General features: G+C 46.0%; 20 protein-coding genes. 19 read left to right on the forward strand and 1 reads right to left on the reverse strand.

All coding sequences use genetic code 11. The annotated features are described in order from the left end of the window. The first annotated feature begins 29 nt into the window (after positions 1-29). From NST33_RS08880 to NST33_RS08940, 13 genes are all read left to right on the forward strand, one after another. Positions 30-245, forward strand: a complete 216-nt coding sequence (locus tag NST33_RS08880; protein ID WP_221822994.1) for a hypothetical protein — start codon at positions 30-32, stop codon at positions 243-245. Between the two features lie 184 nt (positions 246-429). Continuing rightward, on the forward strand, positions 430-1458 hold the full coding sequence (gene liaF, locus NST33_RS08885; RefSeq protein ID WP_339307635.1) for a cell wall-active antibiotics response protein LiaF: 1029 nt from the start codon (positions 430-432) through the stop codon (positions 1456-1458). Between the two features lie 3 nt (positions 1459-1461). Next, positions 1462-2487, forward strand: coding sequence for a sensor histidine kinase (locus tag NST33_RS08890; protein WP_091032721.1), 1026 nt, complete (start codon positions 1462-1464; stop codon positions 2485-2487). An 18-nt stretch (positions 2488-2505) separates the two neighbouring features. Continuing rightward, a complete protein-coding gene (locus NST33_RS08895; RefSeq protein ID WP_017689597.1) occupies positions 2506-3168 on the forward strand; it encodes a response regulator transcription factor in 663 nt (220 codons plus the stop codon). A 147-nt stretch (positions 3169-3315) separates the two neighbouring features. Continuing rightward, on the forward strand, positions 3316-4977 hold the full coding sequence (locus NST33_RS08900) for a trypsin-like peptidase domain-containing protein (protein WP_339307637.1): 1662 nt from the start codon (positions 3316-3318) through the stop codon (positions 4975-4977). Between the two features lie 174 nt (positions 4978-5151). Continuing rightward, entirely contained in the window at positions 5152-5841 is a 690-nt protein-coding gene (locus NST33_RS08905; RefSeq protein ID WP_036610048.1) for a response regulator transcription factor, read from the forward strand. A 1-nt stretch (position 5842) separates the two neighbouring features. Then, positions 5843-7303, forward strand: coding sequence for a HAMP domain-containing sensor histidine kinase (locus NST33_RS08910; RefSeq protein WP_237176203.1), 1461 nt, complete (start codon positions 5843-5845; stop codon positions 7301-7303). 67 nt (positions 7304-7370) lie between these two features. Then, on the forward strand, positions 7371-8324 hold the full coding sequence (locus NST33_RS08915) for a 4-hydroxy-3-methylbut-2-enyl diphosphate reductase (protein ID WP_076209170.1): 954 nt from the start codon (positions 7371-7373) through the stop codon (positions 8322-8324). A gap of 289 nt (positions 8325-8613) precedes the next feature. After that, complete coding sequence (gene aroF / locus NST33_RS08920; RefSeq protein WP_221823004.1) at positions 8614-9678, forward strand: 3-deoxy-7-phosphoheptulonate synthase; 1065 nt, start codon at positions 8614-8616, stop codon at positions 9676-9678. Positions 9679-10091: 413 nt separating this feature from the next. Beyond that, positions 10092-11516 carry a type I glutamate--ammonia ligase gene (gene glnA, locus NST33_RS08925; protein ID WP_074094318.1) on the forward strand — a complete coding sequence of 475 codons (1425 nt, stop codon included), beginning with the start codon at positions 10092-10094 and terminating at the stop codon, positions 11514-11516. A gap of 239 nt (positions 11517-11755) precedes the next feature. After that, entirely contained in the window at positions 11756-12844 is a 1089-nt protein-coding gene (gene serC / locus NST33_RS08930; RefSeq protein WP_313771485.1) for a 3-phosphoserine/phosphohydroxythreonine transaminase, read from the forward strand. Between the two features lie 140 nt (positions 12845-12984). Continuing rightward, a complete protein-coding gene (gene trmL / locus NST33_RS08935; protein WP_076209167.1) occupies positions 12985-13452 on the forward strand; it encodes a tRNA (uridine(34)/cytosine(34)/5-carboxymethylaminomethyluridine(34)-2'-O)-methyltransferase TrmL in 468 nt (155 codons plus the stop codon). 166 nt (positions 13453-13618) lie between these two features. After that, the gene (locus tag NST33_RS08940) at positions 13619-13873 is read left to right on the forward strand and encodes an AbrB/MazE/SpoVT family DNA-binding domain-containing protein (RefSeq protein WP_036610032.1); all 255 of its coding nucleotides are present in this window, start codon (positions 13619-13621) and stop codon (positions 13871-13873) included. A 99-nt stretch (positions 13874-13972) separates the two neighbouring features. Here the strand turns inward: NST33_RS08940 and NST33_RS08945 are convergent, their stop codons facing one another. Beyond that, a complete protein-coding gene (locus NST33_RS08945; RefSeq protein WP_221823011.1) occupies positions 13973-14890 on the reverse strand; it encodes a serine hydrolase in 918 nt (305 codons plus the stop codon). 473 nt (positions 14891-15363) lie between these two features. Between NST33_RS08945 and NST33_RS08950 the strand changes: the two genes are divergently transcribed. From NST33_RS08950 to NST33_RS08975, 6 genes are all read left to right on the forward strand, one after another. Beyond that, positions 15364-16128 (forward strand): alpha/beta hydrolase family protein, encoded by a 765-nt coding sequence (locus NST33_RS08950; protein WP_221823013.1) that lies wholly within the window; start codon positions 15364-15366, stop codon positions 16126-16128. Positions 16129-16139: 11 nt separating this feature from the next. Beyond that, complete coding sequence (locus tag NST33_RS08955) at positions 16140-17099, forward strand: ABC transporter permease subunit (RefSeq protein ID WP_017689585.1); 960 nt, start codon at positions 16140-16142, stop codon at positions 17097-17099. Between the two features lie 18 nt (positions 17100-17117). Next, a complete protein-coding gene (locus tag NST33_RS08960; RefSeq protein WP_076209164.1) occupies positions 17118-18020 on the forward strand; it encodes a carbohydrate ABC transporter permease in 903 nt (300 codons plus the stop codon). 53 nt (positions 18021-18073) lie between these two features. Next, positions 18074-19669 carry an ABC transporter substrate-binding protein gene (locus tag NST33_RS08965; RefSeq protein ID WP_221823015.1) on the forward strand — a complete coding sequence of 532 codons (1596 nt, stop codon included), beginning with the start codon at positions 18074-18076 and terminating at the stop codon, positions 19667-19669. A 98-nt stretch (positions 19670-19767) separates the two neighbouring features. Continuing rightward, positions 19768-21933, forward strand: a complete 2166-nt coding sequence (gene bglX, locus NST33_RS08970; RefSeq protein ID WP_221823017.1) for a beta-glucosidase BglX — start codon at positions 19768-19770, stop codon at positions 21931-21933. 77 nt (positions 21934-22010) lie between these two features. Then, entirely contained in the window at positions 22011-23027 is a 1017-nt protein-coding gene (locus NST33_RS08975; protein WP_221823019.1) for a LacI family DNA-binding transcriptional regulator, read from the forward strand. Positions 23028-23182: the final 155 nt, after the last annotated feature.

Below are 23182 nucleotides of genomic sequence, written 5' to 3' on the forward strand. Positions count from 1 at the left end.
CGTAAATATGAAGAGAGAGGTGATTCGTTGTGGCTAAGAAATCACAAGGACAAGGGTACCAAACGCCAAACGAGAAGTACAATGCAGAGTTTGGAGAAGAGAATGCAGCAGCTAAAGTGAAACAATCCGCTCAAAACAAAGTACAAGATAATTTCCAAACACCTGATGAAAAATTCAATGCCGAGTTCGGTGTAGAAAACACGGGTCAAACAAACCAAGGCCGTGCAGGGAAATTCCAGAAATAATTGAAGATAAAGATTCAGCACCCTGGAGCAAAAGCTCCGGGGTGTTTTACATATGCGGATTTTTTACATAAATATCCTCCCATCTCAGTCTCGAGACCGAGATAACTTCCATCTGCCGCCGCTGTTCTCATTGTTCTGTCTGAGTTACACTGGATACATAATACAGACAAAGGAGACATGAGCGATGAAACGATCGACGCGTGACCGCTGGTGGGTTGGTATACCTCTTATTGCTATTGGTGCGATGATCTTGTTCAGACAATTGGGATATGACATTGATGTAGGATATATTTTCAGAACATATTGGCCGTTATTTCTAATCTGGTGGGGGGTCAAAGGAATCTCCGAGATTCGTCGCAACGGGGGTTACGCTTTTATTGGACCGGTAATTGTACTGGCGATCGGTGGTTACTTCCTAGCCCGTAACCTGGGATGGATTGATTACTCCATGGGTGAGTTTATCCGTTATCTGATCCCGGTTATGCTGATTGGCGGAGGATTATTTGTACTGATTGGTCCACGACGTCGTGATCGGAAACATCATGACAAGATGCAGCCACCTCCAGTACCAGAGCAACCATATAAACCGTTGTCCCCTGAGGATCTGGAGATGCCGTCGTCGTTTGACGAACAGTTCGAGAAAACATTTGGCAAACCAAAACAGGAACAGAAGAACGATGCACATGGCCCTCATTTCACAGGATCAACGGATTCATCATCACAAGGGCATCAATATAAGAAGAAACATCAATCGTATAACTCTAACGATACCGGATATGGAGAACATTATGATGATGGGTACGGAAATGGTTATGGGAATTATGGCAGTGGCAATACCATTAATAAATCAGCGTTCATAGGGGATTTGTACATGGGACAGGAAGTGTTCTCGTTGAAACCCATGAACATCTCGGCTTTTATCGGAGATACCGTAATTGATTTGACCAAAGCACAGATTCCATACGGTGAGACGAAAATTGTCATTTCTTCATTTATTGGGGATGTGAAAGTATTTGTTCCAGAAGATATGGATCTGGGTGTGACGGTGACGACTAATTCCTTCATTGGAGATATGTCACTGTTGAACCAGAAACGCGGCGGATTCCTGAGTAGTGCCCAGGCTGAAACTGCCCATTACCATGAAGCAAGCAAAAAAGTGCGGATTATTGTAAGTGTGTTTATCGGAGACGTCAAAGTGAATAAGGTGGGTTAACGCATGATTCGAACCATTCTCAAGGCCAATAAATGGGAACTGATGATGTATTTTGCGCTAACTGGTCTGATTACGCTGGGCGGATTCTATCTATTGTATGGAGAGGTGTTGATGGGGGCTGGTCGCCAGCGGGCATGGACCTATGTTGCCGTTGTTGTGCTGGCCACCGTTATCACCGGATATATCGCTGCTTTACGACTCCAACGCAAGATCGACCTGCTTGATCTCAACATGTTGAAAGTGTCCAAGGGTAATCTGGCGGTGCGTATGCCTGAAGCGGATGACGCTTCGTTTGGTCGTGTCTATCAGGAATTCAATGTCATGATGGATTCGATTGAGAAAAAGATGAGACTGCTTCAGCGCCTCGGTGAGCAGGAAGTCATTGAGAAGGAGCAAGCCTCGGAGCGGGCTGTGCTTGAAGAGCGCAAACGAATGGCAAGGGACCTCCATGACACGGTTAGCCAGCAGCTGTTTGCCATGCATATGTCGGCTTCGTCCTTACCTCGTCTGCTGGAGATGAATCCTGAACATGGCGGTAAAGTACTGGACCAGTTAATCCAGATGTCACATATTGCACAGCGTCAGATGCGAGGACTTATTGCCCAACTTCGACCGGTGGAGCTGGAAGGGCGTGACCTCACCGCAGCACTGGATAGTTGGTTTCCTGATTATTGCAGGCAGAATGGTCTTAAAGGTGTGAAAGAGCTGGAACTGGATGGCGGAATCTCGGATGCCATTGAGCACCAGCTGTTTCTTGTTATTCAGGAGGCTGTTGCGAATGTCGTGAAGCATGCAGAGGCGGGAGTGGTTAGTCTGTCCATACGGGAGAGTGAACATCAGATCAGCATGAGCATCAGTGATGATGGTCAGGGATTTTTGCAGCAAGCGGAGCGTCCGGGTTCATACGGGTTATCTACTATGCGTGAACGGGCGGAGAAGCTTGGGGGGCAAGTTCAGATTATATCAAAGCCGGGAGCGGGAACGACGGTACGGGTATTGATCCCGAAATTTCCTAATGTATCTGAATGAACTAGAGGGGGAGACGCAATGAGTGGGAAAGTAAACGTAATGATTGTGGATGACCATGACATGGTTCGAATGGGGCTGAAAACGTATCTGATGCTGGAACCTACTTTTCATGTGATGGGGGAAGCGGGCCACGGGCAGGATGCGCTTGATCAATTGCGTAAGTTAAATGATAGTGAAATGCCGGATCTGATCCTGATGGATCTGATGATGCCTGTAATGAATGGCGCTGAAGCAACAAAAGCCATCATGACTGAATTTCCAGGGATGAAAATTGTGATGCTCACCAGTTTCCTGGAGGATGATCTGGTTGTGCAAGCGATTGAAGCGGGTGCGGTAAGTTATGTACTGAAGACAGTCTCTGCTGAAGAACTGATCTATGCTCTTCAAGGGGCCTATAGAGGCATGCCTGTTATGACAGGTGATGTGTCGCAGGCATTAACCCGGGGAATCAGACAACGTACAGCGAGAGAGAGTGAATCGGGTCTGACTGAACGGGAGAAGGAAGTGCTGCTGCTTATTGCAGAGGGAAAGACCAACAAAGACATTGGGGAAGAATTACATATCAGTATCAAAACCGTCAAAACACATGTGAGCAACCTGCTGATGAAATGTGAGATGGACGATCGTACACAATTGGCCATCTATGCGCATCGTCAGGGTTGGGTGAAAACGAAAGGGTAAATGCTGTCATGACGGGGAAAAGAATGTATTCTTACGTGCTTTTATCTCCTTTTTAATTGTTTTTAAGGTACGGTTAAGGTTTAAAGTACAAAATAAGAACAGTTAAAGAATATCTCTTGGGAATAAGAGATTGGGAGGTAGAGAGGCATGGACGAACGCAACTATAGATCGAACCGTCAAGACGAGGAAAACGAAACCAAACAAACGGAGAACCGCAATTCTTCCGGAACGGACGAATCCTCCTATTATTATTCTTATGGACCTTTTCAGTCCGTGAATCAGGAAGATACAGCAAATCACATGGGAAGCAATAATCAACGTGAAGAAGGAAATGTAGAGATTACAAAACCTGATCCGGTGAGACCCGTACCTACTTACTATAATAGCGAATCATCCGAACAAGCGAAAAGATCATCAGGCGGCGGAAACGGCTCAGGTAACGGTGGAGATCAAGGGAATGGCGGCAAAGGCAACTGGAACTATAATAACCGCAAACCACGTTCTTCCGTAAGATCACTTCTATTTTCCTTTATTGCCGGTATGCTGGTCATCACCGTTCTCATGTACACAGCTGATAGAACAAACATGTTCACACCGGAGACGGCACTTACGAACACGGACAATCAAAGTTCAGGACAGGAAGCGTCCACAAACACAGGCGGAGGCAACAATGTTACAGCGTCGTTACTGCCAACAGGCAAAGAGGATGTGTCTTCCGTAGTGACAAGTACAAGTCCAGCAGTCGTCAAAATCGAAACACTCGCGAAGCAGTCCTCACGTACAGGATTGGGTCAGGGTGGATCAAATACAAGTGATCCGCTGTACCAATACTTCTTTGGTAATGGCGGCGGAACGGAAGGCAATCAAGGCCAAAGCCAGCAACCACAAAGCAGTAATCAGCTTGTGCCTATGGGCATTGGTTCGGGGTTCATTTTTGACAAAGAAGGATATATCCTGACGAATCAACACGTTGTTCAGGGTGCAGATGTAATCCAGGTAACCCTGGAGAACAACAGTAAACCTTATGAAGCTAAACTGCTGGGAAGCAGCTTTGATCTGGATTTGGCTGTATTGAAAATTGAGAAAAACAGTGGTGACGATGCGTTCCCTGTAGCTCCACTAGGTGATTCCAACAGTACTCAAGTCGGTGAATGGCTTGTAGCTATTGGTAACCCGGAAGGATTTGAACACACCGTTACAGCAGGTGTACTGAGTGCCAAAGAACGTACAATCAGCATTCCAGATGAAGAAACAGGAAAAACACGTGAGTACAGCCATTTGCTGCAAACCGATGCTTCGATTAATCCGGGTAACTCCGGTGGTCCGTTGCTTAATCTGAACGGGGAAGTTATCGGTATGAACGTTGCAGTAAGCGCAGACGCACAAGGGATTGGTTTTGCGATCCCATCAAGTGTCATCTCTGAAGCGGTTAAATATCTTAAAGAGAACAAAGAAGTTCCCAAAGAGCCAGTACCCTTTATCGGTGCATCTCTGATGGCTCTCACACCTGAAGTCGCTAAACAAATGGGAACAGATGTGACCGAAGGTTCAGTTGTAGCCAGCACGCTCTTCCAATCGCCGGCTTACCAAGCAGATCTTCGTGCATATGACATCATTACAGGTGCGAACGGTACCCCTTACGCCACAAGTCAAGATCTGATTGATTTTATCAAGAAACAGGAAATCGGCAGTGAAGTGACATTAAACGTGGTGCGTGACGGTAAGAAAATGGATCTGAAAATCAAAATCGGCAACAAAAATGATTTTGATACTTCACAAACAACAGGTACACAACAGCAGCAACCATAAATATCGGTCAAGGATTAACAGAACGGAAGGGTTTAAAGGCCCTTCCGTTTTTTTTGCCCTGATGGAGCAAGGTTACAATGGACCAGTACGGAATGGAGACCGCCTACTTGAAGATGCAGATTGTGCTTCTGCCTGTTACAATGGGATAAAACGTTAGGATAAAGGAGAAAGACCATGCGCTCAACTATTTTGATTGTGGATGATGACGAAAAAATTGTATCCATGCTCCGCCGGGGGCTGGCTTTTGAAGGATATGAGGTACAGACGGCTTCCAATGGAGCCGAAGGCCTGAGCAAACTGATGGACAAGGAGCCGGACATCGTTGTGCTGGATGTGATGATGCCTCAGATTGACGGATTTGAGGTATGTCGCAGATTGAGAGAAGCAGGCAGCAAAGTACCTGTGCTGATGCTGACGGCCAAGGATGAAGTACAGAGCCGGGTGACCGGACTGGACACGGGAGCCGACGACTACCTTGTAAAACCTTTTGCGCTGGAAGAATTATTGGCACGTGTCCGTGCATTGCTGCGCCGCAAGTCTGATAGTGCGGGTACGCCGGACAACCGCTTAATGTATGAAGATATCATTTTGGACAATGACTCACGTGAAGTATTGCGAGATGGGCAGCGTCTGGAGCTGACTGCCAAAGAATTCGAACTGTTGAATCTGTTCATGCAAAATCCAAGACGGGTACTGTCCCGTGATCTGATTATGGATAAAATCTGGGGTTATGATTACAGCGGTGAGTCTAACGTGCTTGAAGTGTACATTGCCATGCTCAGACAGAAGACCGAAGAATACGGTGGCAAGCGTCTAATCCAGACCATCCGGGGAGCCGGCTATATTCTGAGAGGTGACTCTTGATATGTCCATCCGGTTAAGATTAACCGCATGGTATTCTGGCATTTTGGCGGCTGTTCTGATCTTTTGGGGCGTTGTAATCTATGCCTTTGTTTATTTTAACTCCTATCAGGAAGTCGAACAGCAATTGAAGGTGAAGAGTACCCGGATTACGGAGCAGATCGGTGTTAATCCTCTTTCACAGTCGTTGGATCTGGACCCATTTACAGAGAGTCAGCTTCAAGAGGCACAAATCTATATTCAACTCTGGGATTATCAGAGTCGCTCAGGCAGGATTTCGGGTAATATGGAGAAATTGCAGATTCAGTTTCCGGTACTAAAAGCCAATGAGATACTTAAAGAGCGTGGCATATCCAAGATCTATGTGGACGGTACACCGTTTCTGGTGAATCAGCTTCCCCTTTCTCTTCAAGGTACCAATGAAGTACGTGGAATTCTTCAGGTAGGAGCCAATGTAAGTTCACAGGAGCGCTTGCTGGAAGCGTTGCTTAATATTTTGGTTTTTGGCTGGCTGGTGGCTATGGCATTGGCTATAACCTCAGGTCTCGTTCTGGCCCGGAAGTCGATGCGTCCGCTCGTGAATGTCATTGATGCCGCGAACCAGATTCAATCGGGAGATGACTTAAGTGTACGTATTCAATATGCGGGGCCAAAGGATGAGATCGGGCGTCTGATTGAAACGGTGAATAATATGCTTGAACGTACAGAATTGTCATTCCGTGGTTTGGAGGAGACGAATGCTGCCCAGCGCCGCTTTGTATCCGATGCATCACATGAACTGCGTACACCGCTGACCACCATTCGCGGGAACGTGGACTTCCTGAAGAAGTTATGGGATCAGGAGGGAACCGACCGACCGAATCTGGATGAGGAGACCGTCAAGCAAATGTCGCTGGAAGCCATTGAAGACATGGCTGACGAGGGAAAACGTATGAGCAGGCTGATCAGCGACATGTTATCGCTGGCGAGAGCGGATACGGGTCAGAAAATTGAACTGAATCCGATCCCGCTGCAGATACTCGTACAGGAAGTGGCACGCAGAGCACAATTTCTGGATCGTCAGGCAGACTGGCTTCCAGGAGATTTTTCCATCCTGAACGGCATTTATGTGAACGGTAGCAAGGACTATCTGCAACAGATGTTATTTATTTTCATCGAAAATGCGTTTAAATACACACCTGAAGGCTCTGTGACGCTGGATGCCGTATTATACAAGGGCCAGGTGGGACTGCGCATCAGCGACACCGGTATTGGGATGGATCGGGACGAAGTGCCGTTCATCTTTGATCGCTTCTATCGGGCAGATGAATCCCGTGGGGCTACACCGGGCATCGGTCTGGGACTTTCAATTGCGAAGTGGATTATTGAGGAACACCATGGATCGGTTGAGGTTGTGACCAGACGTGGAGAAGGAACCACCTTTATTATCTGGTTGCCGGTTGTCTTTGCTCCGCCTATCGAATAAAGGTATAATAGACAGGACTGCAATTACATCGGCAACGTTGCCGAGAAAGAAAGCGGGTGGCAACCAAGTGGAAGTATTACGAATTTCGCCGCGGGGATATTGTTACGGCGTTGTGGATGCGATGGTGCTCGCGCGTCAAGCGGCACGCAATCTGGATTTACCACGACCTATTTATATATTGGGTATGATTGTGCATAACCAACATGTGACGGATTCCTTTGAAGATGAAGGTATTATTACATTGGATGGTCCGAACCGGATGGATATTTTGAGCCAAGTGGAGAGTGGCACGATTATTTTTACAGCTCATGGTGTATCTCCTGAAGTGCGTAAGCTGGCACGGGACAAAGGATTGACAACAGTGGATGCAACATGCCCTGATGTGACCAAGACACATGATCTCATTCGCGAAAAGACAGCAGAAGGTTATCAGATTATCTATATTGGTAAAAGGAATCATCCTGAACCAGAAGGTGCTGTTGGCGTTGCGCCAGACCTCGTTCATCTGATCGAGAAGGAAGAAGAGATCGAAGAACTGAACGTACCTTCAGGCAAGATCCTTATTACGAATCAGACAACGATGAGCCAGTGGGATATCAAACACATTATGAGCCGTCTGCTGGAGAAGTTTCCGGGAGCTGAGATTCATAATGAAATTTGCCTCGCAACTCAGGTTCGTCAGGAAGCTGTTGCTGAACAGGCAGGTCAAGCGGACCTGGTTATCGTGGTGGGTGATCCTCGCAGCAATAACTCTAACCGTCTGGCACAAGTGTCGGAGGAGATTGCGGGTGTTACGGCCTACCGTGTATCCGATGTTTCCGAGATTCAGCAAGAATGGCTGAAAGGTGTAAATAAGGTGGCGGTTACTTCGGGTGCATCAACACCAACACCGATCACGAAGGAAGTCATCCTTTACCTGGAGCAGTATGAACATGACAAGCCGGAGACGTGGGAAATCAAACGTACCGTGAACATGAGCAAACTGCTGCCTCCAGTTAGAGAAAAAACACGTACACCTTAGGCGCAACTAATGTAAAAGTAAGTCTAAGTGTATGTGAATTAAAAACGAGATGTGAATGAGAAGAATCCTGTTACGCAGATCCGAATGTCGGAGCCTGTGGAGCAGGGTTCTTTTTGTATATGGATAAGGAATGTGTACCTTGACGCAATAAGAGAACTATGGTATATTCACTTTAACGGATAAAAGCTTAAAAGCGAACAAGCGTTTAAGCGCGACAGAGTTCTTATATTTAATCAGACGCACGTTAAGAAATGATTGTGCTCTCATACAAGGAAGGATGGGAATTAATATGATCGTTATTGCAGGCAAGGCTACACCGGAGGAACAGATTCAGGATATCGTTTCAGTTATTGAAAAAGAAGGGCTTCAGGTGCATATCTCTCGCGGAGAGGATCGTACTATCATTGGTTTGATTGGTAAAGTTGAACCTAAAATGCAAGAGCATCTTCGCCAAATGAAAGGTGTCGAGAATGTCGTGAAAATCTCGAAGTCCTACAAATTGGCAAGCCGCGACTTCCATCCGGAAGATACGGTGATCTCCATCAAAGGTGTAGATATCGGCGGAAAAGAACTTGTTGTCATGGGCGGACCATGTGCGGTTGAATCCGCTGCACAGATTGATGAGATTGCAGGGCTTGTGAAAGCTGCTGGTGGGCAAGTGTTACGTGGTGGTGCATTTAAGCCTCGTACGGGTCCTTACAGCTTCCAGGGAACGGGTGTAGAAGGATTGATCATGATGGCGGAAGCAGGCAAGAAACATGATCTGCTGACCATTACAGAAGTCATGACACCTGAGTATGTGGATATTTGCGCCGAGTACGCAGATATTCTGCAAGTAGGTACACGTAACATGCAGAACTTTGACCTGCTCCGCAAATTGGGTGAGTGTGGCAAGCCGGTATTGTTGAAACGTGGCTTCAGTGCGACATACGATGAGTTGTTGAATGCGGCTGAATACATTCTTGCGGGTGGTAACCCAAATGTTATGCTGTGTGAGCGTGGTATTCGTACGTTTGAATCCTACACACGGAATACGCTGGATCTGTCAGCGATCCCTGTTCTACAGTCTCTGAGCCATTTGCCGGTTATTTCTGACCCGAGCCATGGTACTGGACGACGTGAACTGGTGGAACCGATGACAAAAGCTTCCGTTGCTGCGGGTGCCAATGGCTTGATCATTGAAATGCATACCGATCCGGATAACTCCATGACAGGAGATGGTGTGCAATCCCTGTTCCCTGATCAATTCGCTAACCTGTTGCAGGATTTGGAGAAATTGGCACCAATCGTGGGTAAATCATTCAGCACAGCCAAACAACCGGCAGAATTTTTCCCGGCACGTGTAGGCGTGTAATAAGAATTTCATAATCAAGGTCTGGATCATCATCCGGGCATCTCATCTGGTCTCGTTCATTGCGACGGAATCAGATAGATGCTCGGTTTTTTGCATAATTTGCAGTTTTGAACGTATTTATTAATCAATGGTGATAAGAAACATTTATGATGTGAAGTTTTTCCCATGATTTAGGTTAAAATAGAGGTCGCTTTACCGCATTAAACCAGTTAAATATATATAAATGTAGTTGTTATATGAATTTAAGTTATTTATAAAATGTGAGTATATCTAACATACCTTCAAAAAATACCTTACATAAGTATTGACGATGTCATGTTTTAAAATTTATAATGACGACAGAAAAAAATTCGAATTTAGACATTTTCTTAGTGGGGTTGTTTAATGTTCGGAATATTTGGGAGGACGAATACATGTCGGTTGAAAACGTATTGAAATCAATTCAAGAGAATAACATCGAGTGGGTAGATTTTCGTTTTGTAGATTTAGCTGGTCGTGCACATCACATCTCGTTGCCAGCTTCGGCTGTTGATGCAGACACGTTCGTAAATGGAGTAGCTTTTGACGGTTCTTCGATCCAAGGTTTCCGCGGAATTGAAGAGTCTGATATGGTTATGATGCCAGACCCTGAAGCGACTTATGTCGATCCGTTCACTGCACACCCTACATTGAATGTTATGTGTGATATCTTCACTCCGGATGGCGAGCGTTATGAGCGTGACCCACGCAGCATCGCTGTCAAAGCAGAAGCTTATTTGCAAGAGAGCGGTGTAGGTACAGCGGCATTCTTCGCACCTGAATCCGAGTTCTTCATCTTCGACGATGTACGTTATGAGAGTGGCACGAACAGCTCTTCCTACTATGTAGATTCCGAAGAAGCTTCATGGAACACCAACCGCAAAGAAGAAGGCGGAAACCTGGGCTTCAAAGTTCGCACTAAAGGTGGATACGTTCCAGTAGCGCCAGTGGATACACAGCAAGATATTCGTAGCGAAATGTGTCGCCTTTTGGAAGAAGCGGGCCTGTCGATCGAGCGTCATCACCATGAAGTAGCGACAGCGGGCCAAGCCGAAATCAACTTCCGTTTTGATACACTGAAGAAAACAGCAGATAACCTGCTTGCATACAAATACATCGTGCACAACACTGCACGTCAATATGGTAAAGTAGCAACATTCATGCCTAAACCATTGTTCGGTGATAATGGTAGCGGAATGCACGTTCACCAATCCATCTTTGATGGCGATTCCCCATTGTTCTATGACAAAGCGGGATATGCTAACCTGAGTGAAATGGCTCTGCACTACATCGGAGGTATCCTGTACCATGCTCCGGCACTGATCGCTTTGACTAACCCTAGTACAAACTCATTCAAACGTCTTGTACCTGGTTACGAAGCACCAGTAAACCTGGTTTACTCCAAAGGTAACCGTTCCGCAGCAGTTCGTATTCCGGTTGCAGCTGTGACACCAAAAGGTTGTCGTATCGAGTTCCGTACACCAGACTCCACAGCTAACCCATACTTGGCATTCTCCGCGATGTTGATGGCTGGTCTGGATGGAATCAAACGCAAAATCAACCCAACTGAGCTTGGATATGGTCCGCTCGATAAAAACATCTATGACCTGTCTGATGCAGATAAAGAAAACATCCGCAGTGTGCCAGCTTCCCTCGAAGAAGCACTTGATGCATTGGCAGCTGATAACGAGTTCTTGACTGAAGGCGGCGTATTTACAAAAGAATTCATTGAAAACTACATCAACCTCAAACGTGATGAAGCGAAAGCAGTAGCGATCCGCATTCATCCGCACGAGTACAGCCTTTACTTCGACTGCTAATCGGTCGGGGTCGGAACAGTTCTTGTTCCAACTTAAAGCCTCCGGGACACGCTCTCGGAGGCTTTTCCTTGAATTAAACAATGTAGTGCTTTAACTTTGCAGGGTGATAAAGGAATTTGATGGCCTGAATTCAACACTTCAGTGCATATTGCCCTTGAAGCAGATAGAGAATACTGATATCATAGCGATAATATTCACTTTGTATGTCAGAGTTACGGATGGAAAGGGCGGGGGATTTTGTGACAAAAAGAGCGTATAACTTTAATGCAGGACCTGCGGCGTTACCACTTGAGGTACTGGAGCGTGCACAGGCGGAATTTGTAGATTTTCGTAATACAGGCATGTCGATTATGGAGATGTCTCACCGTGGAGCGGTGTATGAGTCTGTACATAATGAAGCTCAGGAGCGGTTGTTGTCGCTTCTAGGCAATCCAAAAGGATACAAGGTTCTCTTTCTGCAGGGCGGTGCAAGCACTCAGTTCGCGATGTTACCAATGAACCTGCTCGGTGCAGGGCAGACTGCAAGTTACGTGATGACTGGCAGCTGGGCCAAAAAGGCTCTGTCTGAGGCGAAGTTGATCGGCGAGACGCATGTTGCTGCATCTTCAGAAGCAGAGAAGTTCATGAAATTGCCGGATGTTTCGAATCTGAGTTTGCCCGAACGTACGGCTTATGTACATCTGACTTCCAACGAAACGATCGAAGGTACGCAATTCAAATCGTTCCCGGATACCGGTTCAGTACCTCTGATTGCGGACATGTCGAGTGATATTTTCTGTAAACCATTTGATCTTAATCAGTTCGGCGTGATCTACGCGGGTGCGCAGAAGAACCTGGGTCCATCCGGAATTACGGTTGTCATTGCCCGTGAGGAACTGGTGAGCGAATCGCCTAAAACGATTCCAACCATGCTTCGTTACAGCACACATGTAGATAACAATTCCCTGTACAATACGCCGCCATCCTTCTCGGTATATATGGTGAATGAAGTATTGAAATGGATTGAAGAACAGGGCGGACTGGCTGGTATTGAGCAAAAAAATACGAAAAAAGCGGAATTGCTCTATAACACAATTGACGCTTCAGGCGATTTCTACCGTGGTTGTGTGGAAACAGAGGATCGTTCCCTCATGAATGTAACCTTCCGTCTTGCTTCTGAGGAACTGGAGAAAAAGTTCATCAAGGCTTCGGAGGAAGAAGGATTTGTAGGTCTGAAAGGACATCGCAGTGTGGGTGGTCTCCGTGCCTCCATTTATAATGCTGCTCCTTATGAGAGCGTTAAGGCACTGACAGACTTCATGAGCCACTTCCAGAAGACAAATGGATAATTAAGTATAGGTACGGTGTAATGGACCTTTGTGTCTAATCCTGTGCCTTACCAGAGCCTTCCACATTGACGTGTGGAGGGCTTTTCTTTAAGATTAGAGGGTTGTCGTCAACATGAAAATGAAAAGGAGATTGAACACATATGGCTTTACACATCGTTCTGGTTGAACCAGAAATTCCGGCGAACACAGGCAATATTTCTCGTACTTGTGCGGCAACCGGTACCCATCTGCATCTCGTACGTCCACTTGGATTTCGAACAGATGATGCTACATTGAAGCGTGCAGGGCTGGACTACTGGCATGCTGTTCATATTGAATACCACGACTCATTCGCTGAGGTTCAGGAAAAATTTCCGGAAGGTCGTTTCTTCTACGCAACTACGAAGGCGAAAAACCGATACAGTGATTTTAATTTTCAGGATGGAGATTTCCTTGTTTTTGGTAAAGAGACTAAAGGCCTGCCACCTGAATTAATTGCTGCGAATCCCGATACATGTATGAAAATGCCAATGACTGGTGACGTTAGATCATTAAATCTATCCAATTCGGCAGCAATTATTGTATATGAAGCGTTGCGCCAGCTCAATTTCCCAGGGTTAGAAGGATAAATTCAGGTTATAAATGACGGCTAGAATTCGAAAAAAAACATTTTTCAAAAAAAAGGACAAAAAATGTTTATTTCCAGCAGGATTCGACAAAATCTTGGCGAATCTATAAACATAGTACAAATGTACCTAGAAATTTAGAGTAAGATAGGAGAGGTGTGCCGTAGCTATGAAGCCAGCTGGAGTAGTTCGCAAAGTTGACCAATTAGGTAGGATCGTATTGCCTAAATCTTTGCGTAAAAGGTATCAAATGAATGAGGGAGATCCTGTAGAAATCTTAGTACAAGGGGACCATATTATCTTGGAGAGATATCGTCCAAAATGTATTTTCTGCGGATCCATCGAGGAAGTCAACGAGTTCAAAGAGCGTTACATATGCGCACAATGTTTAGATGAAATGACTCAGCTTCCACAGCACGGATAAGAAATAACGTCATGGGGTCCATTGACCCCGTGGCGTTTTTTTGTTTTATTCTCAATCGGATGGCATAATTGCAAATTTAAATAAGATAAGATACGTAGACTAACCCTTGGTGTAAAGGGGTAAAACCGCATTCCAAACGGCATTCAGGATGCCTTGCATATTTTCTTCCTCACTGTTAATACATATGACAGCTTCCTTAGAGGGAATTACAATACACAATTGACCATAGGCTCCATCGGCGCGGTAAGCGCCATGAGAACACATCCAGAACTGATACCCATAACCTTTTCCCCAATCACCGTCTCCAGTCGTTTCGATCTGCTGGGACGTAGCCTGTCTGATCCAATCCGCAGGTACAAGCTGTGTGCCTTCCCAAAGCCCCTCCTGCAGCAGTAACTGTCCAAATCGACTCAGTTCCTCATTGCTTATCCAAAGACCTGCACAGCCAAGTGTTACCCCCAATGGAGAGGTTTCCCACTCTACTTCATGGATGCCAAGCGGATCAAATAACCGTGGAGTCAGGTAATCTTTCACGGTTTGACCGGTAGCAGCCTGTAGCATGGCTGAGATCATAAATGTATCCCCGCTGCTATATGTAAATTGTTCTCCAGGTAACCGGTCCAGAGGCAGCGACATGTAATATTTCGCCCAGTCCTTTTCAGTCAATGAAGCTCGTTCATCAGCCCAAAGAGGGGGAGAGTCATGGCCCGAAGACATTCGGAGAAGATCACGCAATTTTAATTCTTGCGGCGATGGGAGTTTGTGCTGTGCAACGGGTACATGATCATAAGAGAAATAATCACCAAGTGTCGCATCCAGATGTAACAGACCTTCTTCAAGCGCAAGACCAACGGCCATACACGTGAAGGATTTACTGATGGAATGTTGTACCCTGCGCTGGTCCTTATCCCGGTCCCAATGGGCAAGCAGATGCCCTTTTTGTAATATGCGAATGGAAAAAACATTCAATTGTTGCTCCGTAATCGTATGAATGAAACCTTTGAGTTGTTCAGACATATTAACCTCCCTAATATCAGGTGAAACCTGAGTAAAATCGGTTGGTGAAACGTTTCCGTAATTCGAATGCAAAATCAGAACCCATGTTAGTATAAACCTGGTTTGGTGTCAATTAAAGTTGTAATCGCACTTACTAAATTTTCATTTTTTCGTAATAATAGTGTCTTTGGACGCAGATTTAGACTTAAAATAGCATTTTTTCGAGAAAAAAACGCGAAATTTGTAAAAAGGTTATTGACAGGATTTACTCATCGGGCTTATGATTTATTCGAAACGATTCGAAGAAATCGCTTCCACATTAAAAGTGTTGTAATGAAGTCCATGTGGATCAACGTTGGCTATGTTTTGAAACGATTCGAGAAAATCGTTTCGATAACCCATCGTAATACAAGGGAATCTACAACAGCCTGCAATCCAACGCCAGAGAAACGAATGAGTAAAGACAGCAGGCGATGATGAGAGGGGTTACATTTATGGCACATATAACGATCGAAACTGGATCGCCAACCTTATGCATGAATACCAGCATACATGTTGTGTCCAGTGACTCCGGAGAGACTTCAGGCGGTACACTATATCTGTTGCACGGGGCAGGCGATAATGCGAGTACCTGGCAGCGGTTAACCACAATTGAGATGTATGCAGCGCAATATGGCTGTACGATCATTATGCCGGAAGCGAATCGTAGCTATTACACCGATATGGAATACGGCCTGAATTACTTCCACTACATCACTCAGGAGTTACCTGAAATATGCAAGCGTCTGCTCAATCTGAATCCTGATCCGGAGAAAACATACGTCGCCGGTTTATCCATGGGTGGATATGGTGCACTGAAATGTGGACTAACTTATCCAGAGCGATATCGCAAAGTAGTGTCCCTATCCGGGGTAACGGATATCCAGACACGACTTCGTGATCCTCATATGCCAGCGACCATGATCAAGGAAATGAAAGCGGTTTTTGGAGAACGTTTACAGGTAAAAGCCGATCAGGATATTTACGCACTGTCGGCCAAGCTGCTGGAACAGGGTGTTCCTTTACCGGATATCCTCAGTTGCTGTGGCGATAGTGACCCCTTCGTAGAGATGAATCGCGACTATGCGAGATACATGCAGGGGACTGCCTTTGATTTTCGGTATGTGGAGACGCCGGGGGCTCATGAATGGAGATTTTGGGAGCACCACCTGAGAACGATGTTTGATTTTCTGTACAACGACAAGACCATAGTAGAGTGAGGAGATGCAATGTGAAACCTGCAGCCGAAGGACCTAGCAAAAAGCTGAAGGGAAACGTGAAGGGCAATTCGCTCTGGACTGAAATCTGGAAGCACCGAATGACATACACCCTGCTTATTCCGGGGCTTGTCTGGCTAATTCTGTTTGCCTACATGCCGATGGGTGGCCTGTCTCTGGCATTCAAAGATTACAAGGCCAATCTGGGCATCTGGGGAAGTCCATGGAGCGGATTCGAGAACTTCAAATATGTTTTCCGTGATCCAACCTTTATCGACGCAGTATGGCGTACGCTGTACATCAATATTCTGAAACTGATTATTCAGTTCCCATTCCCGATCATTCTGGCGCTGTTGCTGAATGAATTGCGGATGCGCAGAGGAAAAAAATTGTTCCAAACCGTTCTTACGTTCCCACACTTCCTGTCCTGGATCATCGTATCCGGGGTAGTCATCAATGTGCTGGCATATGACGGACTGGTAAACAGCGCGCTCGGACTACTCGGATTGCCAACGATTAACTTCCTGGGGTCTGAATCCAACTTTGTACCCATGTTGCTGTTGACTGATATTTGGAAATCAAGTGGATGGGGCGCGATTATATTCCTGGCTGCCATTTCCGGTATTGATCAGGATCAGTATGAATCAGCACAGATTGACGGGGCATCCCGTATGCAACAGATGTTCAAAATTACTTTACCGAACATCCTTCCAACCATCACAATCATGTTTATTCTCTCGGTTGGTGGATTGATGTCTTCCGGGTTTGACCAGATCTTCAACTTGGCAAATGCCGCTACCAAAAATGTATCGGAAGTACTCGATGTATATATCTATCGGATTACGTTCCAGTCATCTACCGATTTCTCATTCTCGACAGCGGTCAGCTTGTTCCGTTCCCTGGTGAATATGGCCTTGCTGCTTCTTGCTGACAGATTTGCCAAGTGGCTTGGCGGAGACGGTTTGTTCCGATAAGAGAGGAGGAAAAATGAGATGAGCAAGAAAGCTAACAAAAAACCGAGAATTGGTACAGAAAAAATGACACTTCTCGATTACATTATTTTTGCCGTATTACTAGTGCTTGCCCTGATGATCCTGATTCCGTTCTGGAATGTCATCATGATCTCGTTTGCAACACAAAAAGAATATGCTGACAATCCATTTTTGATGTTCCCTAAAGAATGGACATTGGATTCCTACAAGGCATTGTTCGCTGACGGAACGATTCTGTCTGGGTACAAAAATACAATTATATTGCTAGTCATCGGCTTGCCGCTCAGCTTGTTCCTGACAACAAGCATGGCATATGGCCTTAGTCGTAACAAATTTCCGTTTAAGAAATTTCTCTTTTTCCTGGTACTGTTCACCATGATCTTTAATGGTGGTATCGTACCGCTGTACCTGATCATGAAATCACTTCATCTTACAGGTACGCTGTGGTCCGTCATTCTGGCGGGAAGCTTCAGTGCGTTTAACATGATTCTGATGATGAACTACTTCTACACCTTGCCTGAATCACTCATGGAATCGGCGAGACTGGATGGAGCCGGAGAGTGGAGAATTTTGTTCTCTGTTGTTCTTCCGCTGGCTACACCAATTATGGCTACAATCACGTTGTTCTACGGTGTGGCTTACTGGAACAGTTGGTATGATGCGATGATATTCCTTCGAAAAGCGGATCAGTTACCGCTCCAGAATGTACTCCGAAATATTATCGTGACATCTACGACGAATGCATCCAATGCATCCAGTGTGGATGCTGCCCAGGCAAGCAACTTCTCAATGGGCATGAAGATGGCAGCCGTATTTGTCACCATGGTACCAATTATGTGTTTCTTCCCAATGCTGCAAAAACACTTTGCCAAAGGGGTATTAACAGGGGCAATCAAGACCTGATATACGTATAGGATTTTGCAATAAAATTCTACTAAAAAACATGGGGGTAAAACATGAAAACGAACAAAAAGTTGTCAGTAAGAGCTCTCTTTGCCATCACGCTTAGTGTAGTTATGCTGATGGTGACCGCTTGTTCCAGCCAAGGAGCTTCAGGTGGTAACGAAAAAGATGCAGAGGGAAATTACAAAGATAACCTGACCATCTCTGTAGCTAACCTGACAGAAATCAAAAACGGGAACCTGGATAATGACTTCCACAAGTTCTGGACAGACAAATTTAATGTAACTTGGGACTACAACTATATCGATTGGGATTCATGGGGCGAGAAGCTTCGTCTGTGGATCAACTCTGGCGACTTGCCGGATGTAGCGGTATGGAACTACGTACATGGCGATGCCATTAACAGCATTGAACAAGGTTTGTTCTACAAATTCCCGGATGACTGGAAAGAACGCTGGCCTAACGTCGCAGCAGCTTACAATTTGACGGGTCTTGGAGACAAGTTGGAAGAATTGACGGGTGGAACATATGTCCTGCCTAGACCAATCTACTTCGAGAACAAACCAGCTGATCCACTGACGAACCAAATTGGTGTCATTGCGCTTCGTAAAGACTGGGCTGAAGCGGTTGGTTTTGAACTGAAAGATGCTTATACAACAACTGAATTGAACGAATATGCTGCGCTAGTGAAAGAAAAAGATCCAGGCAAAGTGGGTAACAAACTTGTACCTCTGTCCTACAATGCGGCAGATGCCATGACAAACATGATTATGCCAAACAGTGTGCATGCCATGACTGACTCTCCTTTCTACAAAGGTGAAGATGGCCAATTCCACTGGGGACCAGCAGATCCTGAAACGCTGACAGGACTTAAATTGATGCAAAAAGCCTATAAAGACGGACTGCTCAATCCTGAGTTCTACACATGGAAAAACAATGAAGGTCAAAACAATTTCAAAGTAACAGGTACAGCTGCTGTAACAAGTCTGGGCGGACTGGCTTCGTACAGACAAGGTCTGGATTCCGATATGAAAAAAAATCTGGGTGTAGATAGTGATGAACTGGTACACACAGCAATCGTAGTGGGCGATGACGGGAAATACCGTAACATGGAGCAAGCCAACTTCTGGTCTGCATTGATCTTCAATCCAGACATCAGTGACGAGAAATTCGAACGGATCATGGATCTGATCGATTACTCCGCAACAAAAGAAGGACAGTTGCTCATCAACATGGGCTTTGAAGGAAAAGATTGGAAGTATGATGAAAACAACGAACTCGTTAGCTTGTTGCCAGAAGGAACGGTATTGGAAGATAAATATCCAGCACGTTTCGAAGGTCTGTATCTGCTCGGTGACGACTTCAGTGTTGTAAACCCTGCAATCAAAAAAGATTACCGTGATAGAGCCGTGAAATTGTTCGAAGAAAAAGCAAAACTTGGTACAGAAGGCAAATCGCTTGCACCATACGATTGGGATGTCAACCTGTACGATTCCAAAGCTAAGAGTCAGGCTTCATTCGACTACCAGAATGAATATGCCAACTTGATCCTCAAAAACGGAGATCTAGAGGCAAACTGGAAAGAATGGGTAAACAGTAAAAGGTCCCTGGTTCAACCTTATCTGGATGAGCTAAACGATAAATTCTAGTAATCATTCAGTAATTAATTTTGAACCCGGTGCGCGGTCTCTCCCCGAACGCAGCCGGGTTCTTTATTTCAACAACTTATAGTGGAGGATACGATTAGATGAATAACGACCAGTTGTTAGACCTGGTGAAACAGATGACGTTGGAGGAAAAAACAGCACAACTTCTTCAGTTGACTGCCAACTTCTATGAAGGAACGAATGTGGAAGGTCAGATCACAGGGCCAATGGAAGAGATGGGAATTACGGAGCAGTCCGTGGATGCCAGTGGGTCCATTCTGGGATTGTCCGGTGCGCAGGCTATCATTGATGTACAGCAAGCTTATATGAAGAAAAGCCGTTTGGGCATTCCGCTTTTGTTCATGGCTGACGTAGTTCATGGATTCAAAACTATTTTCCCGATTCCACTGGCGATCGGTTGTTCATGGGACACAGAACTGGCTGAGAAAAGTGCTGAAATTGCAGCACGTGAATCAGCTGTATCCGGTTTGCATGTTACCTTTGCACCGATGGTGGATCTGGTTCGTGACCCGCGCTGGGGCCGTGTGATGGAAACAACAGGAGAAGATCCTTATCTGAACAGTTTGTTCGCGGCTGCGTTTGTACGTGGATATCAGGGCGATAGCTTGAAGGATGAGCCAGATCGTCTTGCAGCCTGTGTGAAACACTTTGCGGCTTATGGAGCGGCTGAGGGTGGTCGGGATTACAATACGGTGGACATGGCTGAGCGTAACCTGCGTGAGTACTATTTGCCAGCATACAAAGCAGCGTTGGATGCGGGCGTGGAAATGGTCATGACTTCGTTCAATACGGTTGACGGTATTCCGGCAAGTGGCAATGAGAAGTTAATGCGCGGCATTTTGCGTGACGAGTGGGGCTTTGATGGTGTATTGATCTCGGATTGGGCTTCCATTCGCGAGATGATTGCGCATGGTGCTGCAGAAGATGATCGTGAAGCGGCATATCGTGCCATTCGCGCAGGAGTAGATATGGAGATGATGACACCTTGTTATGTGCATCATTTGCCTGAACTGATTGAGAGTGGTGAAGTGGATGAGAAGCTCATTGATGAAGCCGTTCTGCGAATTCTGCAACTGAAAGAAAAGCTGGGCTTGTTCGATAACCCACTTCGTGCAGCTGATCCTGAACGTGAACGTGAGATTGTATTCTCCAAAGAGCACCGTCAGGTATCGTATGAACTGGCAACCAAATCGGCTGTCTTGTTGAAAAATAATGGCAGCGTGCTTCCACTTCAACCTGATGCTAATGTAGCCCTCATTGGTCCTTTTGCACAGAGTCCTGATATTCTGGGCTGGTGGTCCTGTGAAGGGGTTAAGGAAGATGCAGTCAAGTTGGGAACAGCTCTGCAAGAACGCCTGACGGGTGGGAAAGTTCAATTTGCTCAAGGCAGTAATGTTCATACGATTACAGCTGAGCAGATTGCCGAAGCCCTGGAAGTGGCAAGCAAAGCAGATCTGATTGTCCTTGCTCTTGGTGAAGACTCCGAGATGAGTGGAGAAGGTGGCTCACGCACGGATATTCGGCTGCCAGCAGCCCAATTGGAATTGGTTAAACAGCTCAAAGCAGCGGGAAAACCGATTGCCAGCGTTATCTTCAACGGCCGTCCATTGGATCTGCATGGTGTAATCGATGAATCGGATGCTGTTCTTGAAGCCTGGTTCCCAGGTAGTGAAGGCGGAGCAGCGATCGCAGATGTTCTGACAGGTGTGGTGAATCCATCCGCACGTCTGACGATGTCCTTCCCGCAGTCCGTAGGTCAGATTCCGGTCTATTACAACCATTTCAATACAGGTCGTCCACTGAACCCGGAGAAGACAGAAGAACGTTATGTCTCCAAGTACATTGACAGCCCGAATGAACCTTTGCTTCCGTTCGGTTATGGTCTCTCATACACTTCGTTCTCTTATGGTGATCTGGAAGTGTCAAGTAACGAGATGACTGCCGAAGAGTCCCTGAGCATTCAAGTACGTGTAACGAACACGGGTGAGCGCGCAGGCGTGGAGACCGTTCAGTTGTACGTTCGTGATGTAACGGGTGAAGTCGTTCGTCCTATGCGTGAGCTGAAAGGATATGTGAAGCTTGCACTGGCGCCAGGCGAGAGTGGTACAGCCACGTTTACATTAAATGAAGAACAGCTTCGTTATCACCATTCCGACTTAAGCCACCGCAGTGATCGAGGCGAGTTCCATATTCTTGTGGGTGCAAACAGTCGGGATACTCAGAAGAAATCATTCAGACTTGTTTAATCCGGTGAATGGAAAGAGTAATGTGTCAGGCCTTTTGTTATGGAAGGCCTGATGAACATAACAGGGGAGCGAAGAATGTGGTCAGTATCAAGGATATCGCCAAACAGGCGGGAGTTTCCATCTCTACTGTGTCATATGCGCTGAATGGCAGCAACAAAGTGACCGATGAGACGAGTTCCAAAATTTTGGCCATTGCCAAAGAACTGAACTATGTTCCAAATGCCGCAGCAAGAACACTGAAGAAGAGGGAATCCAAAATTCTAGGTGTATTCTTGACCGATTTTAGAGGAGATGTGTATGGAGACTTGCTGAGTGGCATGAAAGCCGTATGTAATGCTCAAGGTTATGACCTGATCGTGTGCAGTGGTAAACAATCCCATCGCATGCTTCCAGAGAGGATGATTGATGGTGCGATCATTCTGGATCATACGTTTGCAAGTGAGGAACTAATGCAGTATGCCGATCGTGGGCACAAAATCGTTGTATTGGACCGTGAGATGGATCATCCTAACATTAATCAGGTTCTGCTGGATAATAAGGCCGGGGCGACACTTGCGATGGAACATCTGATTGAACAGGGACATAAGAAAATCTACGTGGTGACAGGACCGGAAGGTTCGTTTGACTCTGTGCAGCGGTTAAAGGCTGTGAGACAGGTTGCGGAACGTGAAGCCGATGTGGAATGGATTGAGATCACGGGAGATTTTGAAAAGAGTGGTGGAGAACAAGCCGCAGATCAGATTGTGCAGGTGTATGATGGACCCGCAGCGGTATTCTGCCTCAATGATGAGATGGCTATTGGCTTGTGTGATCGTCTGGCAGACAGTGCACTCGGCGTTGGTCAGGAGATTGATGTCATCGGATTCGACAATATTGAATTGAGCAAATACGTCCAGCCGAGATTGGCAAGCATTGATTATTCCAAGCGCAAGTGGGGATCGCTTGCTGCCGAACAATTGATCAAAATTATTGCTGGAGAACCCGTTGATCATGAGCGAATTTATGTGACATTAGTTGAGGGTGGGTCGGTGAGTGGGCCTAGTCCGTCTGATTCGGTTATATCTATGCGGAATGACAGGGCGGTTAGCTATTGATCCCGAATACAGCAAGAGACAAGGCTTAGAAGAATCGAATCATTCTTTTAAGCCTTGTCTCTTGCTGTTTCGAGGATGAAGCAATAGAAAAAAGCCTCTCCGGAGAGAGGCTTGGCCTTTACAAGCCTTTTGTTTTGTCATTGTTGTAGGATGAA

Origin of the sequence: Paenibacillus sp. FSL L8-0435, from assembly GCF_037965655.1 — a bacterium.
In the GTDB taxonomy this organism is placed as follows: domain Bacteria; phylum Bacillota; class Bacilli; order Paenibacillales; family Paenibacillaceae; genus Paenibacillus.

Bases quoted from the DNA above. Each gene is read 5' to 3' on its own strand.
- liaF (WP_339307635.1), top strand. From the start codon at position 430: ATGAAACGATCGACGCGTGACCGCTGGTGGGTTGGTATACCTCTTATT.
- NST33_RS08890 (WP_091032721.1), top strand. From the start codon at position 1,462: ATGATTCGAACCATTCTCAAGGCCAATAAATGGGAACTGATGATGTAT.
- NST33_RS08895 (WP_017689597.1), top strand. From the start codon at position 2,506: ATGAGTGGGAAAGTAAACGTAATGATTGTGGATGACCATGACATGGTT.
- NST33_RS08900 (WP_339307637.1), top strand. From the start codon at position 3,316: ATGGACGAACGCAACTATAGATCGAACCGTCAAGACGAGGAAAACGAA.
- NST33_RS08905 (WP_036610048.1), top strand. From the start codon at position 5,152: ATGCGCTCAACTATTTTGATTGTGGATGATGACGAAAAAATTGTATCC.
- NST33_RS08910 (WP_237176203.1), top strand. From the start codon at position 5,843: ATGTCCATCCGGTTAAGATTAACCGCATGGTATTCTGGCATTTTGGCG.
- aroF (WP_221823004.1), top strand. From the start codon at position 8,614: ATGATCGTTATTGCAGGCAAGGCTACACCGGAGGAACAGATTCAGGAT.
- glnA (WP_074094318.1), top strand. From the start codon at position 10,092: ATGTCGGTTGAAAACGTATTGAAATCAATTCAAGAGAATAACATCGAG.
- trmL (WP_076209167.1), top strand. From the start codon at position 12,985: ATGGCTTTACACATCGTTCTGGTTGAACCAGAAATTCCGGCGAACACA.
- NST33_RS08940 (WP_036610032.1), top strand. From the start codon at position 13,619: ATGAAGCCAGCTGGAGTAGTTCGCAAAGTTGACCAATTAGGTAGGATC.
- NST33_RS08945 (WP_221823011.1), bottom strand. From the start codon at position 14,890: ATGTCTGAACAACTCAAAGGTTTCATTCATACGATTACGGAGCAACAA.
- NST33_RS08950 (WP_221823013.1), top strand. From the start codon at position 15,364: ATGGCACATATAACGATCGAAACTGGATCGCCAACCTTATGCATGAAT.
- NST33_RS08960 (WP_076209164.1), top strand. From the start codon at position 17,118: ATGAGCAAGAAAGCTAACAAAAAACCGAGAATTGGTACAGAAAAAATG.
- NST33_RS08965 (WP_221823015.1), top strand. From the start codon at position 18,074: ATGAAAACGAACAAAAAGTTGTCAGTAAGAGCTCTCTTTGCCATCACG.
- bglX (WP_221823017.1), top strand. From the start codon at position 19,768: ATGAATAACGACCAGTTGTTAGACCTGGTGAAACAGATGACGTTGGAG.